This window comes from Caulobacter sp. BP25 (assembly GCF_002737755.1).
Classification (GTDB): Bacteria; Pseudomonadota; Alphaproteobacteria; order Caulobacterales; family Caulobacteraceae; genus Caulobacter.
On record NZ_PEGH01000018.1, the window covers coordinates 683741 to 700382 of the forward strand.

Consider the following 16642-nt stretch of genomic DNA (forward strand, 5'->3'; position numbering starts at 1 on the left):
TATGACGCTCTGATGTCCCGCCGGGCTTCTCGGGTCAGCGCCGCGTGAGCCTGGCGCGAGGGTTTAGGGCTTTCAGCCAGCGAAGCGCGCCGGACTGATAAACCACGCCTCCCGGCGCCTTTAGGGTGATCCGCGCGCCAGCGCCCGCCTTGCTGTCGATGCGAACGCGGCCCTCGACGCGCCTGGCCCGCTCATGCATGCCCTTCAGCCCGAAATGCCCGTCACGGCCCTCGCGCAGGATCTGGGGCGACATGCCAATTCCGTCATCAGCGATCGAAACCTCCAGGGAAAAGGGGCGGTAGACGGTGACGATCCGGATGCTCGAGGCTTGGGCGTGACGTCGCGCGTTGGAGACCGCTTCCTGGACGATCCGCACGATCTCGTCGCAGGCCGTCGGCTCCAGGGGGCGGGGCTTGCCCTCGGTGTGGCGATGAATGACGCTAGGGCTCACCGTGGAGGCGGTCGCCACCAGGGTGTCGAGCGCGGCCTCCAGGTCGCCTTGGGCGGGCGATATGCGCAGGTCCCAGACCCGGTCGCGCGCCTCGGCGACGAAGATGTCCGCCTCGTCCAGGATCCGTTCCAGCGCCACGCCGTCGCCTTGCCGCGCCTTCTCGTTGGCGATGCGCTGCAGGCGGAGGATCAGGACCTGCACGCCCTGCAGCAGCGTGTCGTGCAGTTCTCGGGCGATGCGCTCGCGCTCGGCCATCCGCTCACCCATGCGCAGGCGAATACGCTCCGAGACGGCTCTCAGGCGGAGGCTGAACGCCAAGCAGGCCAGGGCCGCCAGGGCCAGGACGCACAGCGCCAGGAACAGGCGGGTCTGGACGAAGGTCTTGGGGATGGTGAACTCCAGCGTCGCGCCGGTGTTGTTCCAGACGCCGTCCTCGTTCGCGGCGATGACCTGGAAGCGATGCTGTCCGGGCGGAAGGTTAGTGTAGATCGCTTCGCGACGGGCGCCGGGGTCGACCCAGTTGGCGTCCACGCCGTCCAGCTTGTAGCGGAACTGGGTCTGGCTGGGCGCTCTGAGCGAGAGCGCGGAATAGGCGATCGACAGGTTCTTGGCGCCCTTTGGCAGGACGATCGGCGCGCTGGCGTCATAGACGCGTCCGCCGTGGGAGATCGAGCGAATGAGCACCGGCGGGGGCGTCCGGTTCGGGGTCAGTCCGCCGGGCTGGACCATCATCGGGCCGGGTCCGGCGAGGAACCAGTAGCGACCATCGCCGCCAAACGCGGCCTGGGGTCCCCCATACCGGCGGTAGCCGGGGCTCAAGCCATCCAGGTCGGACCGCGCGGAATGAGGGATCGGGGCGTCGGGGTTATCGAACGCGCGGTCGAGGTCCTGGGCCTTGAGCCGCACAAGCCCCGCGCGCGACAGCATCAGCACATAGCCGTCCGGGGACCAGGTGATCGCCCGCGCGCCGCGCAGCCACGGATGGCGGCGCACCTGCAGGCGCTGGATCTTGTCGCCGCGAATGCGCGCAAGGCCCGCGTTGCCGGCGATGAACAGGCCCGAGGGACCGTCTTCCACCGCGTCGATGATGGCGCCCACGCCCAGCCGCTGGTTGGTCCAGATGTCGCTACGCTCGCCGTCCACGCGCGCGATAGCTCGGTTCTCAAGGAGGAAGATCGGCCGCCCCTGGCGGTCGCTGAAGGTCTCCCAGGGCTGGTCGCCGCCCTCGGGCAGAAGGCGGCTCATGTCGCGCGTCACCGCCCCGTCCTGAACCCGGATCACGCCGCCTTCGTCGACCCACCACAGCCGACCCTGCGGGTCCTCGGCGCAGTTGCCGATGGCGGTTGTCGATGACCTGACGACCTTCACGACCTTGCCGTCGACCACGCGCCGGAAGAGGTTGGGGCCCGTCAGCCAGACCGATCCGTTCTGGCCCCGGCAAACGCCCAGGAACTCGTCCTTGATGATCCGCTCTGGCGACGCGCCCGGACGGATGACGAAGGCTTCCTCGCCGGTGACCACGTAGACGCGGCCCTGGCCGTCGTCGGCCATCTGGTAGCCCTCGGGGGAGAAGGGGAAGATCGGCTCCTTGAAGAGGCCCGTGGCGACGAAGCTGTCCAGGCCGCCGGCGCCGCCGAACCAAGCCGTGCCGTCCCGGTCCACGAAGACGGCGCCGAAGTCGTCGGAGGCCCGTCCCCCCGGTATCCGATAGCGGGAGACCTCGCCGCCCTGGCCGGGCGTTTGAATCCGAAACAGCCAGTTGGTCCTGGTGGCGCCCCAGAGGCTGCCGTCGGGCGAGAACCTGATCGCGCCGCGCCGCACGCCCGTGAACGGGTAATTGGGTTGCGGCGTCTTCGCGGTCTCGCCGCCCACGATGTCGGGAACGCGCCGGACGCCCTGGCTGTCGGCCATCCATAGACGCCCCCGCGCGTCGACGGCGTAGCCCACGCCGCCCGTGGCCGGCACGCCGGTCCGCACGAAGCGTTTCGCGCCGCGCGGCAGCACGTACAGGCTGTTGTCGAGCGCCACCCACAGGGACCCGGCCTTGTCGACGATCAGGTCGCCCGGGACCGTCGTGGAGGGCGTGTTCCAGCGCTCGTCGATCGTCTCCCAGCGGCCCTGGCGGTAGCGTCGCAGAGCGCTGCCCGTGCGCGTCGTCGACGCCCAGACGTCGCCGTCGAGATCCTCGACCAGACTGGTGACCTGATAGGCCGGATTGGGCAGGCCCATGTCGACCAGGCGGCCCTGGCGCAGCGCCGCCACCCCCGCGAACCCGCCGCGTCCGACCCAGACCTCGCCCGATCGCCGCGTGAGGACGGCGGTCAAGCTGGGCGCGCTGGCCGGGTCGTCGCCCGGCGGCGCGAAGGTCTCGAAGGCCACGCCGTCAAACCGCGTCAGGCCGGTCGGCGTCGCCAGCCAGATGAAGCCGTCCGGCGACTGGGCGATGGCGTTGATCCCCCAAGGCCCGCCCTCCCGCGCCGTCCATCGCGAATGCTGGAACTGGTCGACGCTCTTCGGAGACAGCTGCGCCAGCGCCGGCGCGGCGAGCGCCCAGCACAGAACCACGGCCGACAACAGACGCTTACGCATTACCCCAAACCCCCACGCGCGTTTAGCCGGTCTTGGACCATCGGATAGCCGCCAAGGCGCGCGCCCCAGGGGATTAGCCTATTCGTCGAGTCTTGGATCGCGGCCGATCACGCCCGCGGGTTCGGCGCTTGCCGGCCGATGCGCCCCGCGAGCCTGACGCTCACGCTCTACCGTAGCTTGAGACGCAAACACCGCAAGCCGGCCAGCTGCGGCGACGATGGGGGCGAAGGGAAGGTCCTGGTGGCGGGGGGCGGGATCGAACCGCCGACCTGTGGGTTATGAATCCACCGCTCTAACCATCTGAGCTACCCAGCCAGACCAGGAGGCGCGGCTTATAGGCGAGAACCGCGCGGGATTTCAAGCCCACCGGCGCTGTGTCTCAGTCCGCCACGATCCCCGCCGCCGTCGCGCCTAGCGCCTTGACCGCGTCGGCGGGCGCCAGCTTGACCTGCAGGCCTCGCTGGCCGCCGTTGATGAAGACGTAGGGCTCCGACAGCGCGGCGGCTTCCATCACCGTCGGCAGGCGCTTCTTCTGGCCGAAGGGGCTGACGCCGCCGACCTTGTAGCCGGTGATCCGTTCGGCGTCGGGCACGGGCGCCATGGCGGCCGACTTGCCTTTCAGGGCGGCGGCCAGCTTCTTCATGCTGACCTCCTTGTCCGAGGGCAGGATGGCGCAGGCGGGCTTGCCGTCCAGCATCACCACCAGGGTCTTGAGCACCCGGCGCGGGTCCTCGCCCAGCGCCTCGGCGGCCTGAAGGCCGACACGTTCCGATCCAGGATCGTAATCGTACGTATAAAGGTCGAAGGCGACGCCGGCCTTGGTCAGTGCGATCGTGGCGGGGGTGCTCTTGGACATGGCCTTGGTGATACCCAAGTGCTCCGGACCTTGGAATACGGAACGGTGATGACGGGCTTTGATCGACGGACTCTGTTGCGCGGCGCCCTGGGTCTGGGCGCCCTGGGCCTTCTGCCGGCCTGGGCGCGGGCGGGAGAGGCTGGGCGCTCGCCCGCGGCGCTGAGCGGCGAGGACATCAAGCTGACCATCGGTCACGCCATGCCGCGCATCGACGGCCGCGCCGGCCACGGCGTGGCGATCAATGGCGCGATCCCGGGACCGCTGATCCGACTGAAGGAAGGCCAGAACGTCCGCATCGCGGTGAGCAACAATCTCGACGAGGACACCTCGATCCACTGGCACGGCCTGCTCGTTCCGTTCCAGATGGACGGCGTGCCGGGCGTCAGCTTCCCGGGGATCAGGCCCGGCGAGACCTTCACCTACGACTTCCCCATCCGGCAGTCGGGGACCTATTGGTGGCACAGCCATTCGGGGCTGCAGGAGCAGCTTGGCCACTACGCGCCGATGATCATCGACCCGGCCGGCGAGGACCCGATCGCTTTCGACCGCGAGCACGTGATCGTGCTGTCGGATTGGAGCTTCCTGCATCCGCACGAGCTGTTCCGGAAGCTGAAGGCCCAGGCCGGCTATTTCAACATGCAGAAACAGACGGTCGCGGGCCTGCTACGCGGCGAGGACCAGTCGCTGAAGGACCGGATCGAGTGGTCCAAGATGCGGATGGACCCGGCCGACGTGCTGGACGTCACCGGTTCGACCTACACCTATCTCGTCAACGGCCACGGCCCCGCCGACAACTGGACGGGCCTGTTCTCGCCCGGCGAGCGGGTGCGCCTGCGGATCATCAACGCCGCCGCCATGACGACCTTCAACCTGCGCATTCCGGGCCTGGCGATGGAGGTCGTGGAGGTCGACGGCCAGCCAGTCGTCCCGGTCCGGGTAGACGAGTTCCAGACCGCCCCGGCCGAGACCTATGACGTCATTGTCCGCCCGGTCGAGGATAAGGCCTTCACCCTGGTCGCCGAGGCCTCGGACCGTTCGGGGATGGCCCGCGCCACCCTGGCGCCGCGCCTGGGCATGACGGCGCCGGCGCCAGACCTGCGCAAGCGGCCGCTGGCGACGATGAAGGACATGGGCATGGGGAACATGGCCCACGGCATGGACATGCCCGGCATGGACATGTCCATGCGCGCCCAGAGCAACGCGCCCAGCGTGCCGCTGACGCCCGGCGTGCAGAGCATCTCGCCGATGCCGATGGACCGCATGGCCGAGCCGCCGCAAGGGCTGGAGGACGTCGGCCACAAGGTGCTGACCTATGCCGACCTGGCCAACCTCAATGAGCCTAAGGACAAGCGCCCGCCGGGGCGGACGGTCGAGATCCACCTGACTGGCAATATGGAGCGCTTCATGTGGGCGTTCGACGGCCAGCCCTATGGGCCCGATCGCAAGCCCTACGCCTTCGAGCGCGGCGAGCGGGTGCGGGTGGTGCTGATCAACGACACCATGATGTCCCACCCGATCCACCTGCACGGCCACTTCTTCGAGCTGGTCAACGGCCAGGACCGCCAGCCCTTGAAGCACACGGTCAATGTCGCGCCGGGGAGCAAGGCCGCCTTCGACCTGACCGCCGACGAGCCGGGCGACTGGGCTTTCCACTGTCACATGCTGCTGCACATGCACGCGGGCATGTTCGCGGTGGTCACCGTGCGTCCGCTGGATGGGGAGGCGGCGTGATGCTGGTCGATCTTCCGCCCGCCGTTCAGCACGAGCACCATCAGCATGCGCCGGCCGCCGCCGACCCGCACGCCGGCCACGCTATGCCAGCGCCCGCCGCGCCGGCGAGCCAGGCCAAGCCGCCGCCGATCCCGACCGACCACGCCGCCGAGCGCTTCTACAGCCCTGCGGTCATGGCCGCCGCCCGCGCGCAGCTGGCCAAGGAGCATGGCGGCGGGACCGCCTGGACGGTCCGCGCCGACGTGCTGGAGCACCGCGTCCTGAAGGGCGGCGACGGTCAGGCGTTCGAGGGCGAGGCCTGGTGGGGCGGCGACGCCTCGCGCTGGGTGGTCAAGGCGCGTGGCGAGCGCAAGGCCGGCGAGGGCTGGGAGCGCGGCGAGGCCGAGCTGCTGAAGGCCTGGCCGGTCGGCCCGTACTTCGACTTTCAGGCGGGCGTTCGCTACGACCTGGCTCCAAAGGGGCGGAGCTATGCGACCGTTGGCTTCGAGGGGCTCGCGCCCTACTGGTTCGAGGTCCAGGGCGCGGCCTATCTGTCCGACCAGGGCGATGTCTCGGCCCGGGCCGAGGCCTCCTACGACCTGCGCCTGACCCAGAAGCTGATCCTGCAGCCCCGGCTTGAAGGCGACCTCGCCGAGGCCGGCGCCGCGCGGCTCGAGGGCGGCGTGCGCCTGCGCTACGAGATCACCCGCGAGTTCGCCCCCTATGTCGGTCTGGTGCGCGAGCGGGCCTTTGGTCCGGCCGTCGAAACCGGCGAGCGGGCGGGGAGCACAGCGGTGGTGATCGGGGTACGCGCCTGGCGCTGAACGTCTGGCGCTCTACCTATCGTTACGGATAGCTTGCCGCGCGCGGAAGCCTGGCCCAACATCCGTTTGACCGGCCGCAGAGCTGGACAGCTAGGGAGCCAGGACGGATGTCGGACGCCATCGACTTCGAGCGGATGCGGACCCTGGGCGACGTCGCCCGCTATCACGCCGAGGCCCGGCCGGACGCGGTGGCGTTCAGCTTCGAGGGCCGCGATACGACCTTCGCCGACTTCGACCGCCACACCAATCAGGTCGCCAACGCCCTGCTCGCGGCGGGGCTCAAGACCGGCGACCGCGTGGCCTATGTCGGTAAGAACAGCGATGGGTACTTCGAGCTCTTGATCGGCGCGGCCAAGGCAGGCGTGGTGACGACACCGATCGGCTGGCGCCTGGCCGCGCCCGAGATCGCCTATATCGTCGCCGACAGCGACGCCAAGCTGGTGTTCGTCGGGCCCGAGCTGATCGGTCATGTCGGCGAGGTGGCCGCCCAACTCACCCATCGGCCCGTCGTGATCGCGATGGAGCCAGAGGAAGCGGGCGATAACTCGACTTTCGAGGCCTGGCGCGACGCGCAACCCGACACCGATCCGCACAAGCCGATCGCCACGTCCGACATCGCCATCCAGCTCTACACCTCGGGCACGACGGGGCGGCCGAAGGGGGCGATGTTGACCCACGACAACATCCTGGCCATGCGGCGCGAGCCGGCCGCGACCCAGCTGCCCTGGAACCGCTGGGGGCCCAGCGACGTCAGCCTGGTCGCCATGCCGGTGGCCCATATCGGCGGCACCGGCTGGGGGCTGGTCGGCCTGTTCAACGGCGCCAAGGGCGTGGTGGCGCGCGAGTTCGATCCCTTCAAGGTGCTGGACTACATCGAGAAGGACCGCGTCTCGAAGATGTTCATGGTGCCCGCCGCGCTGCAGATCGTGGTGCGGCTGCCCAGAGCGCGCGAGGTCGACTATTCGCGCCTGTACCACATCCTGTACGGCGCCGCGCCGATCCCGCTGGATCTGCTGCGCGAGTGCATGGAGGTGTTCGGCTGTGGCTTTGTCCAGCAGTACGGCATGACCGAGACGACCGGCACGGTGGTCTATCTGCCGCCCGAGGACCACGACCCGGCTGGCAACACGCGCATGCGCGCGGCGGGCCTGCCGATGCCGGGCGTCGAGCTGAAGGTGATCGACGAGGCGGGGAGCAGCCTGCCGCCCAATACGGTGGGCGAGGTCGCCGTGCGCTCGGCCTCGACCATGAAGGGCTACTGGAAGCTGGACGAGGCGACCGCCAAGACCATCGACGCCGAGGGCTGGCTGCGCACCGGCGACGCCGGCTACCTGGACGAGGACGGCTATCTGTTCATCCACGACCGGGTAAAGGACATGATCATCTCGGGCGGCGAGAACATCTATCCAGCCGAGGTCGAAAGCGCCGTCTACGGCCACCCGCACGTGGCCGAGGTGGCGGTGATCGGCGTGCCGGACGACAAATGGGGCGAGGCCGTCAAGGCGGTGGTCGCGCCCAAGCCCGGCGTCACGCCCGACGCCGACGACATCATCGCCTTCGCCCGCACCAGGATCGCCCACTTCAAGGCGCCCAAGAGCGTGGACTTCGTGGCGGCGCTGCCCAGGAACGCGTCCGGCAAGATCCTGCGGCGCGAGCTGCGCGCGCCGTACTGGGAAGGGCGCGAGCGGCAGGTGAACTAGGCGGCTAGCTCTGCGGGCCCCCACCTGACCTCGCCTTGCGAGGTCGTCCGCCCCGGAGGGGGCGGAAGGAACTTCTTCCCCCTCCGGGGGAGGAGGGCCGAAGGCCCGGAGGGGGCGAGTATGGCTACTCCACAAACGCCTCGACCACTTCCCGCGTGCCGATCATGAACGCGTCGGCCACCAGGGCCAGGGGCCGCACGTCGACCTCGGAGCGGCCCTCGGCGATCAGGGTCGCGAAGCGGTCGTAGAGGCCCGGATATTCGCGGTTCTCGCCAAGCTCGACGGCCTGGCCGTCGATGGTCAGTTCGGCGCCGCCCAGCGACAGCTTCAGCTCGCCGGCGTCGCTCCAGGCGGTGATGTCCCAGGTCTGGGGGCCGGTCTGCAGGAAGTCGAGATCGGCGGTGATCGCCGCGCCCTTCAGGGTGGTCATGTCGACATGGCCGGCGATCGGCGACTGGACGTTTTCGGGCACCTGCAGCTTGGCGTCGGTGACGAACACCTCGTCAGGCATGATCTCGGTCAGGATCGACAGGGCGTTGATGGCCGGGTCGAAGACGCCCATGCCGCCGGCCTGCCAGATCCAGGTCTGGCCGGGGTGCCAGCGGCGCACGTCCTCGCGCCACTCGATGGAGAGGGTGCGGACGGGGTTCTTGGCCAGCCAGGCCTTGGCCAGGGGCACGCCGGCGGCGAAGCGCGAGTGCCAGCTGGTGAACAAAACGACGCCCTGCTCGCGGGCGACGGCGGCCAGCTCGGCCACTTCGCTGACCGTGGCGCCAGGCGGCTTTTCCAGGAAGACGTGCTTGCCGGCGCGCAGGGCGGCCAGCGCCGTCTCGCGGCGCGCCTGGGGCGGGGTGCAGAGGGCGACGGCGTCCAGGTCCGGGCCTTCGGCCAGCATCTGCGCGATATCGTGGAAAACCGGCAGGTCGCCGAGGTTGGGCTGGCTGCGGCTGGCGGCGGCGACCAGGTCAAAGCGCGGGTCCGCGGCGATCGCGGGGATATGCTGGTCATGGGCGATCTTGCCCACGCCGACGAGGCCGATGCGGATCACTTTAGTCTCCTCCCGCGCGATGTTCGTCGCTGGCGTTTATATTATAAATGAGGCGACGCAAGGCGGTGGCCGAAAAAAGGAGCGCCGCCCGACAGCATGCCGACGTCGGCATCGCCGCCCCAGCTAGAGCTCATCTCCCCCACGGGGACGTCCGTCGCCGGAATGGGCCGGCTTCAAGGGGTCAGGGAGACCGACAAGGTGTGCTCACCCGCCCCGAGGGACCGCGCCAGCGTCGGCAGGACGACTTCGGCGCGACTGTTCGCCGGTACGCGAACCTTCAGAACCGCCCGATCGCCGGACACCTGCCAGTTGGTCTCAATGCGGCCCCGTGCGCTGTCAACGGTCGCGCCCGCGGACTGGAGGCGACGATCTATGAGCGGGGCCACCCGGAACGCGCCAAAGCCTGGGGTGATGGGCTCGATACCGGTCACCCGCCTGTACAGAAAGCCGCAAACGGCCCCCAGGGCGTAATGGTTGAAGGAATTCATCGACACATCGCCCGTGTCGCCGTTCCAACGCTCCCAGGTCGTGGTTGCTCCCCGACGGACCATGTAGCCCCAGGACGGATACTCGGTGCGGAGAAGCAGGTCGAAAGCCAGGCTGGTATGGCCATGATCGACCAAGGTGTCCAAGGCCAGTGGTGTTCCCAGAAAGCCCGTCGACAGCAGTGTCCCACGGCGGCGAATGTCGGCGGCCAGTTTCTCGCCAGCGGCTTTCCGCAGGCCCTGGGGTAGCGGTCCCAGGCGCAGAGCCAGAATGTACCCGGTGTGGCTGCCGTTGCCGACCGTTCCGTCGGCGCGGGCGAAGGCCGAGGCGAAAGTGGCCTTGATCCTGTCGCCTTGGGCGCGCCAGGTCTTTGCCTCGGCGCTTCTGCCGGTCCAGGCCGCCATCTGGGCGAGCTGGTCGACCGACCTGGCCAGCATCGCTGTCGCGATAAGGTCCTTGGGCGTGGTCGCGTCCCCGGGCGATTTGCCGTCCAGCGCCAGCCAGTCCCCGAAGTCCGCGCCGCGACCGCGCCGCCACAAGCCATCAGGGTTCTCGGCCAGCACGCCCGAGGCGTAGGCGCTCATGGCCTCCCAGTTCTCGTCGACGATGGAGCGGTCGCCCGAATGCAGATAGGCCACGTAGGGGAGCATGACGCCCCCGTCCGCCCAGCCGGGCGTAGGGCTCGTGGTCCCCCAGCCCAGGCCCCGAGGCGAGGGCGACCACATCGGATAGGCGCCGTTGGGGGCCTGGTCGTCGCGCAGGGTGCGCGTGAAGCCTCGGGTGAAGCCGCCCACGTCCATGTTGAAGGCGGCGGTCTCCCAAAAGACCTGCGCGTCGCCCGTCCATCCCAGCCGTTCGTCGCGTTGGGGGCAGTCGGTGGGGATTCCCATGAAGTTGGATCTCTGGCTCCACAGCGAATTGAGCCAAAGGTTCTGAACCACGGGTTCGGCGGTGCGGAACACCCCGATCTCGGGCAGGTCGCTGGACAGCACGACGCCGTCGATCATGTTCTGGCCGAGGGTGGCGACGCCCTGAATCTCGGCGTAGCGGAAGCCCTGATAGGTGAAGATCGGCTGCAGGGTTTCGGGGGCGTCGTCGCCGTTCAGGATGTACCGATCCTCAGCCCGGGCCACCCGAAGGTTGCGCCGATCCAGCCCGCCCTGGCCATCCAGGATTTCGGCGTGACGAACAATGACCAGGGCGCCCTTGGCCCCCTTGACCCGCAGACGGACGCGTCCCGCGAAGTTCTGGCCAAAATCGACGATGTGACGGTCAGGCCCCACGGCGCGGATGGAGACGGCCTTCAGGATGCGCGTTTCGCGAATGGGCTCGGACAGCAGCGCGCAAGGTCCGCCTTCCGGCGGCGGCGCCGTCCAGACCTTGCTCCACCCGCTGTCGTCAAACCCCGGCTCGGCCCATCCATGCGGCCAGAGGCGCAGGTCATGGTCTTCGCCTGCATAGATCTCGGACATCAGGACCGGTGAAATCGCATGCCGCCAGGCGGCGTCGGTGGCGATACGCTCGACCCGATCCTCAGCGTCACGACTCTCGATAAACAGCCGGACCCGGCGCGGCGCGGGACCATAGGCGTATCGACCATCGGGGGCTTGGTAGCTGGCGAACGTTCCGTCCCCGACCATCAGACCCACGACGTTCTCGCCGTCGCGCAAGAGGTCGGTCACGTCGTAGGCGCGATAGGGAACGTGGCGGCGATACTGCGCGGGTTCCGATTGCAGCTCATCGTCCCCGACGCGTCGCCCATTGAGCCAGATGCGATAGCCGCCCAGCGCCGACACATAGAGCCTGGCCTGGGTCGGCGGCTTCGAAAGGGTGAAGGCGCGCCTCAGCAACCGCGCGGGCGTGGGCGGCCAGGGGAAATGCGGCTGGGTCGTCCGGACGACAGCGGGTTTCCACGCGTCCGCCGCCTCGCTTTCCCAGCCGTCCACGACACGCCGCGCCGCGCCTTCGGCGTCGAGCATCCGGACTTGGGCGCCCAGCACCGCGCGCCCAGGACCGCCGTCTGGCCCCGTCGCGGTCACTTCGACGATCAGCTCGTGAGCGCCGGCCTCCAGACGGAGCGGGAAGGCGAGGGCGGGGGGATCGCCGTAGCCATTGGGGTTGCGCCAAGGCAGCTCGACGACGCGTCCGTCCAGGACGAGCTTGGACAGCTTGCCCTCGGTCAGGATCACCAGCCGCCCCTCGCCCATCCCAGACCGAAAGGACAGTCGAAAGCGACAGGTCTCGTGAGGCTTGGGCGTCTGGGCCTCGACCCAGCGCACGCCGGCCGCTCGATCATCGCGCTCGTCGGCCGCCTCGACGGCCAGCCAGTCGCCGATCCATTCGGTCTGGTCGATGAGGCCCATCTCCCAGGTCGCTGGAGGGCTCCATTCGGAGGCTCGCCCAGCGGCGTCCCAGGTCTTCACCCGCCAGAAGCAGCGCTGGCGCGCCTTCAGCGGCGCGCCGCCGTAGCGCACGCCGACGGACTCCGAGCTCTTGACCCGGCCGCTGTCCCAGAGATCGGCGACACCAGCCCGAAGCTTCTCGGGGGTCGATGCGACCATGATCTGGTAGGCGGACTGGACGGCGCCCGCTGGTCCCTCAAGCCGCCAGGACAGCATCGGTCGCGGGTCGTCGATCCCCAGGGGCTGAAGCCGCATCGCGGTCTGCAAGCTCACCGCTCGCAACCCAGGGGCCTGACGCGTCCCTTCGGCCAGGGGGGCGCTCGCGACGGGCAAGCCCAGCAGGAGCGCCCGTCTATCGAGTTCGAACATGGTTTTGCTCCCTAAAGACCATTTCGCGCGATCTGCACGTCGCGCTGAAATCTCTCGACCAGCCTTCCTACACCCGCTTCATGCTGATGATCTTCACCGGCGGGTTCAGAATCTGGCCCTTCATTGATGGCACATCGGTCGGGCCATCCGTTCGCCCGGCGAGGATCTTTTTGACGACGTCCATGCCCTGCACGACATAGCCGAACACCGCATAGCCCTGGGCGGCGTCGGACTTGCCCGGCTTGGCGTCCAGATAGGGCTGGGCGCTGGCGCAGATGAAGAAGTCGGCGGTGGCCGAGCCGGGGGCGTTGCGGCCCATCGAGATGGCGCCGGCCTTGTGCTTGAGGCCCGTTTTCAGCGTGCTTTCGTGGGCGATCGGCGGGGCGCGGCGAGCGTAGGGCTTGGGCTGGCCCTGGATCGAGCCGGCGCCCGGCGCGCCCTTGGCCCGGTTGGCGCGGAAGAACTGGCCGCCGTCGAAGCGGCGCTTATCGACATAGTAGAGGAAGTTCTCGGCCGTGATCGGGGCCTTCTGGTCCTCCAGCTCGACGACGATGACGCCCTTGTCGGTCTGGATCGCCACGCGCGGCTTGCCGGCGGCGAGGGCGGGCGAGGCGGCCAGCATGGCCACGGCGCCGATCACGGCGCGGCGGGCGATCTTCGAAACGGTCATGGCGGCTCCTCTTGGCTATCGGGGTGATGCCATATCGCACTTATCGCCGTCATGCCTGCCCTCTTGGCCCGTCCTATGGCCACATTGTGGGAGCGCGTTCCGGAAAAGTGACCGCTACCAGATTTCCTGCATCGCAAGAGTCACGATCGCTGGTTAGGGTCGCGCCTGACCGCGGGGAAACGCGGCGATCAGGGAAGGGAATTCATTCATGGGGGCTGATAGCCAAGCCGCGCCTGCTCAGGGGAAACCAGGGAAGGGGCGCGACGCGCTGGTGATCGGAGCGTCCTCGCTCGGCACCGTGTTCGAGTGGTACGACTTCTACCTCTACGGCGCTCTGGCCGTGATCATCACCGGCCACTTTTTCTCGGGCGTCAACGAGACCACAGGCTTCATCCTGGCCCTGCTGGCCTTCGCGGCCGGCTTCGCCATTCGTCCCCTGGGCGCGGTGATCTTTGGGCGGCTGGGCGACATCTGGGGCCGCAAGAACACCTTCCTGATCACCATGCTGCTGATGGGCGTGTCGACCTTCGTCGTCGGCCTCTTGCCCTCCTACGAGCAGATCGGCGTCGCCGCGCCGATCGCCCTGATCGCCATGCGCCTGGTGCAAGGCCTGGCCCTGGGCGGCGAGTATGGCGGGGCGGCGACCTATGTGGCCGAGCACGCGCCTGACGGCCGTCGCGGCTTCTACACCAGCTGGATCCAGACCACGGCGACCGTGGGCCTGTTCCTGTCGCTGCTGGTCATTCTGGCGACCCGCACCTGGCTGGGCGAGGAAGCGTTCAAGACTTGGGGCTGGCGCATCCCGTTCCTGGTCTCGCTGCTGCTGCTGGGCGTGTCGCTGTGGATCCGCCTGAAGCTGCACGAGAGCCCGACCTTCCAGCGCATGATCGCCGAAGGGAAGGGGACCAAGAAGCCGCTGGCCGAGGCCTTCGGCCAATGGCCCAACCTCAAGGTCGTGCTGCTGGCGCTGTTCGGCCTGACCATGGGCCAGGCGGTGGTCTGGTACACTGGCCAGTTCTACGCCCAGTTCTTCCTGGAGAAGACGCTGAAGGTGGATGGGGCGCTGGCCAACATGTTGATCGCCACCAGCCTGCTGATCGGCACGCCGTTCTTCGTGTTCTTCGGCTGGCTGTCGGACAAGATCGGCCGCAAGTGGATCATCATCGTCGGCTGCGTGCTGGCGGCGGCGACCTATTTCCCGATCTTCAAGGCCATCACGACCTACGCCAATCCTGTGCTGGCGCGCGCCGAGATCTCGGCCCCGGTCGTGGTGGTGGCCGATCCGGCCACCTGCGCCTTCCAGTTCGACCCCGTCGGCAAGGCCAAGTTCAACACCCCCTGCGACGTGGCCAAGGGATATCTGGCCAAGGCTGGCGTGACCTACACGACCCGCGACGCCCCGGCCGGCGCGGCCACGACCGTGCAGGTCGGCGGCGTCACGCTGGACGGCTTTGATCCCCAGGGCGCCACGGGCAAGGCGTTCGCCGACGCGCGCAAGGCCTGGGAGGCCGACCTGGGCGCCCAGCTGAAGGTCGCCGGCTATCCGGCCAAGGCTGATCCGGCCCTGGTCGACAAGCCCAAGGTCGTGGCCCTGCTGGCGATCCTGGTGATCTACGTGACCATGGTCTACGGCCCGATCGCGGCCATGCTGGTCGAGCTGTTCCCGACGCGGATCCGCTACACGGCCATGTCGCTGCCCTATCACCTGGGCAACGGCTGGTTCGGCGGCTTCCTGCCCACCACCGCGTTCGCGATCGTGGCGGCGACCGGGGATATCTATTCGGGCCTGTGGTACCCGGTGATCATCGCCTCGGTGACCGCCGTTATCGGTGGTCTGTTCCTGAAGGATACGCGGCATAATCCGATCGACGATTAGGCATTAGACCCTCCGCGACCCGGTGACGATGGCGTCGCCGGGTTGCCTTCCCTGCGCTAATCCGATTGGTTGCGCGCCGAGAGGGGCGTTGATGGCTCAAGACGACGAAGACAGGCGCGCCTGGTTTCGGCGGGAAATCCTGCCGCTGGAACCGGAGCTGCTGGCCTATGCGCGGCGGTTTTGCCGCGACGGGCAGACTGATCCGGAGGACCTTGTCCACGACGCCTTCGCCCGGGCCATCGCCTGCAAGACCTGGCGCGAGATCGGCAATCCGGCGGCCTTCGCCACGCGGGTGCTGCGCAACTGCGCGCTGGACGCCCTGCGCCGCCGCAAGGTGCTGACGATCACCGCCGTCGCCGACTTCGACCGGATCGAGCCGATCGACGAGGCGCCGGGCGCCCAGGCGATCATGGAATCGCGCGAGGCGCTGCAGGCCCTGGCCGACGCGATCGCCGAACTTCCGACGCAATGCCGACGCGTCTTCACGTTGAGAAAAGTTTATAATCTCTCACCAGACGAGATAGCGGGTCGGATGGGCTTGTCCGTCTCTACTGTTGAGAAGCACCTGGTGAAGGGGCTGCGCTACTGTTCCGACAAGCTGGGACGGCGTAGCGAACGCAAGAGCAAGGTCGACGAAAGGCGCTCATGGAGCGGGACACGGGATCAAGACGCGAAGCGGTGAGGCAGGCCGCCGCCCTCTGGGTGGTTCGGCTTGACGATCCTTCGTGCTCTGAAGCCGACCGCGCCGCCTTCGAGGCCTGGCGCGGCGAGAGCTTCGAGCACGAGGCCGCCTATGAGCGCGAGGCCGTCGCCTGGGCGCGGCTGGACCGCGCGCGCGCCCTGCGGCCCGGGCTGCAGCGGCCCGACGCGGACCTCTTGGCGCCGGCGCCCAAGCCTCGCCTGACCGCCCTGGCGCGATCGCCCTGGGCCCGGGGCTTGGCGGCCTCTGCGGCCATGGCGCTGATCGTGGCGGGCAGCCTGTCGTTCGGAACCTCGACCGCCTACGCCACCGCGATCGGCGAGCGCCGGGTCGTGGTGCTGGACGACAACAGCCGTATCGAGCTGAACACCAACAGCAAGGTCGTGGTCCGCTTCAAGCGCGGCGTGCGCGAGGTCAAGCTGATCAAGGGCGAGGCCCTGTTCGACGCGGCCCCCGACGCCCGGCCCTTCGTGGTCAAGGCGGCGAACGCCGTGATCGCGGCCGACGGCTCGGCGCAGTTGGCGGTCCGCCTGGGCTCGGACGGCGCGGCGGTAACGGTCAGGAAGGGCGCGGTGGATGTTGATCCCGTGCGCGCCGAGGCCAAGGACGACATGCGCCTGACCGCCGGCGTCGCGGCGATCTACGACTCGCGCGGGACCCGGTCGCGCGCGGTCTCCGAGGCCGAGATCGACCGCAGCCTGGCTTGGCGCCAGGGGGCGATCGCCCTGAACGGCCAGTCCCTGGCGCAGGCGGCGGCCGAGTTCAACCGCTACAACCACCGCCAGATCCGCATCGCCGACCCGTCGATCGCGAGCCTGCGCCTGGCCGGCTATTTCCAGACGACCGAGCCCACCAGCTTCGTCTCGGCCGTGACCAGCGCCTTCCCGGTTCGCGCCTCGCAGGGCGAGGACGGCGCGATCCGCCTGTCGCGACGCAGCTAGCGACGGGGCTCGAACGCGGG

The 16642-nt window shown here is 68.8% G+C and carries 11 protein-coding genes and 1 tRNA gene; 6 read left to right on the plus strand and 6 right to left on the minus strand.

Annotation, left to right across the window (positions count from 1 at the left end; genetic code table 11):
• Nucleotides 1-34: 34 nt before the first annotated feature.
• From CSW59_RS17185 to ybaK, 3 genes are all read right to left on the minus strand, one after another.
• Entirely contained in the window at nt 35-3040 is a 3006-nt protein-coding gene (locus CSW59_RS17185; protein ID WP_099445170.1) for a triple tyrosine motif-containing protein, read from the minus strand.
• 238 nt (nt 3041-3278) lie between these two features.
• Nucleotides 3279-3355, minus strand: a tRNA-Met gene (locus CSW59_RS17190).
• A gap of 64 nt (nt 3356-3419) precedes the next feature.
• On the minus strand, nt 3420-3896 hold the full coding sequence (gene ybaK / locus CSW59_RS17195; RefSeq protein ID WP_099445295.1) for a Cys-tRNA(Pro) deacylase: 477 nt from the start codon (nt 3894-3896) through the stop codon (nt 3420-3422).
• Between the two features lie 45 nt (nt 3897-3941).
• On the opposite strand from ybaK, the gene CSW59_RS17200 reads away from it, so the two are divergent.
• The 3 genes from CSW59_RS17200 to CSW59_RS17210 all read left to right on the plus strand — a co-directional run bounded on the left by CSW59_RS17200 (nt 3942) and on the right by CSW59_RS17210 (nt 8130).
• Entirely contained in the window at nt 3942-5627 is a 1686-nt protein-coding gene (locus CSW59_RS17200; protein WP_099445296.1) for a copper resistance system multicopper oxidase, read from the plus strand.
• Nucleotides 5627-6430 (plus strand): copper resistance protein B, encoded by an 804-nt coding sequence (locus tag CSW59_RS17205; protein WP_099445171.1) that lies wholly within the window; start codon nt 5627-5629, stop codon nt 6428-6430. Before CSW59_RS17200 ends, CSW59_RS17205 begins: the two co-directional genes overlap by 1 nt.
• A 107-nt stretch (nt 6431-6537) precedes the next feature.
• Nucleotides 6538-8130 (plus strand): fatty acid--CoA ligase, encoded by a 1593-nt coding sequence (locus CSW59_RS17210; protein WP_099445172.1) that lies wholly within the window; start codon nt 6538-6540, stop codon nt 8128-8130.
• Nucleotides 8131-8254: 124 nt separating this feature from the next.
• Here CSW59_RS17210 and CSW59_RS17215 read toward each other — a convergent pair whose 3' ends face one another.
• The 3 genes from CSW59_RS17215 to CSW59_RS17225 all read right to left on the minus strand — a co-directional run bounded on the left by CSW59_RS17215 (nt 8255) and on the right by CSW59_RS17225 (nt 13105).
• Complete coding sequence (locus CSW59_RS17215) at nt 8255-9178, minus strand: Gfo/Idh/MocA family protein (RefSeq protein WP_099445173.1); 924 nt, start codon at nt 9176-9178, stop codon at nt 8255-8257.
• A gap of 173 nt (nt 9179-9351) precedes the next feature.
• Entirely contained in the window at nt 9352-12435 is a 3084-nt protein-coding gene (locus CSW59_RS17220; protein WP_099445174.1) for a glycoside hydrolase family 78 protein, read from the minus strand.
• 67 nt (nt 12436-12502) lie between these two features.
• Nucleotides 12503-13105, minus strand: a complete 603-nt coding sequence (locus CSW59_RS17225) for a peptidylprolyl isomerase (protein WP_099445175.1) — start codon at nt 13103-13105, stop codon at nt 12503-12505.
• 208 nt (nt 13106-13313) lie between these two features.
• Here CSW59_RS17225 and CSW59_RS17230 point away from each other — a divergent pair, with 208 nt between their 5' ends.
• From CSW59_RS17230 to CSW59_RS17240, 3 genes are all read left to right on the plus strand, one after another.
• A complete protein-coding gene (locus CSW59_RS17230) occupies nt 13314-14981 on the plus strand; it encodes an MFS transporter (RefSeq protein WP_099445176.1) in 1668 nt (555 codons plus the stop codon).
• An 88-nt stretch (nt 14982-15069) separates the two neighbouring features.
• Complete coding sequence (locus CSW59_RS17235) at nt 15070-15663, plus strand: RNA polymerase sigma factor (RefSeq protein WP_201722841.1); 594 nt, start codon at nt 15070-15072, stop codon at nt 15661-15663.
• On the plus strand, nt 15660-16622 hold the full coding sequence (locus CSW59_RS17240; RefSeq protein WP_236632249.1) for a FecR domain-containing protein: 963 nt from the start codon (nt 15660-15662) through the stop codon (nt 16620-16622). Before CSW59_RS17235 ends, CSW59_RS17240 begins: the two co-directional genes overlap by 4 nt.
• The last annotated feature ends 20 nt before the right edge of the window (nt 16623-16642 follow it).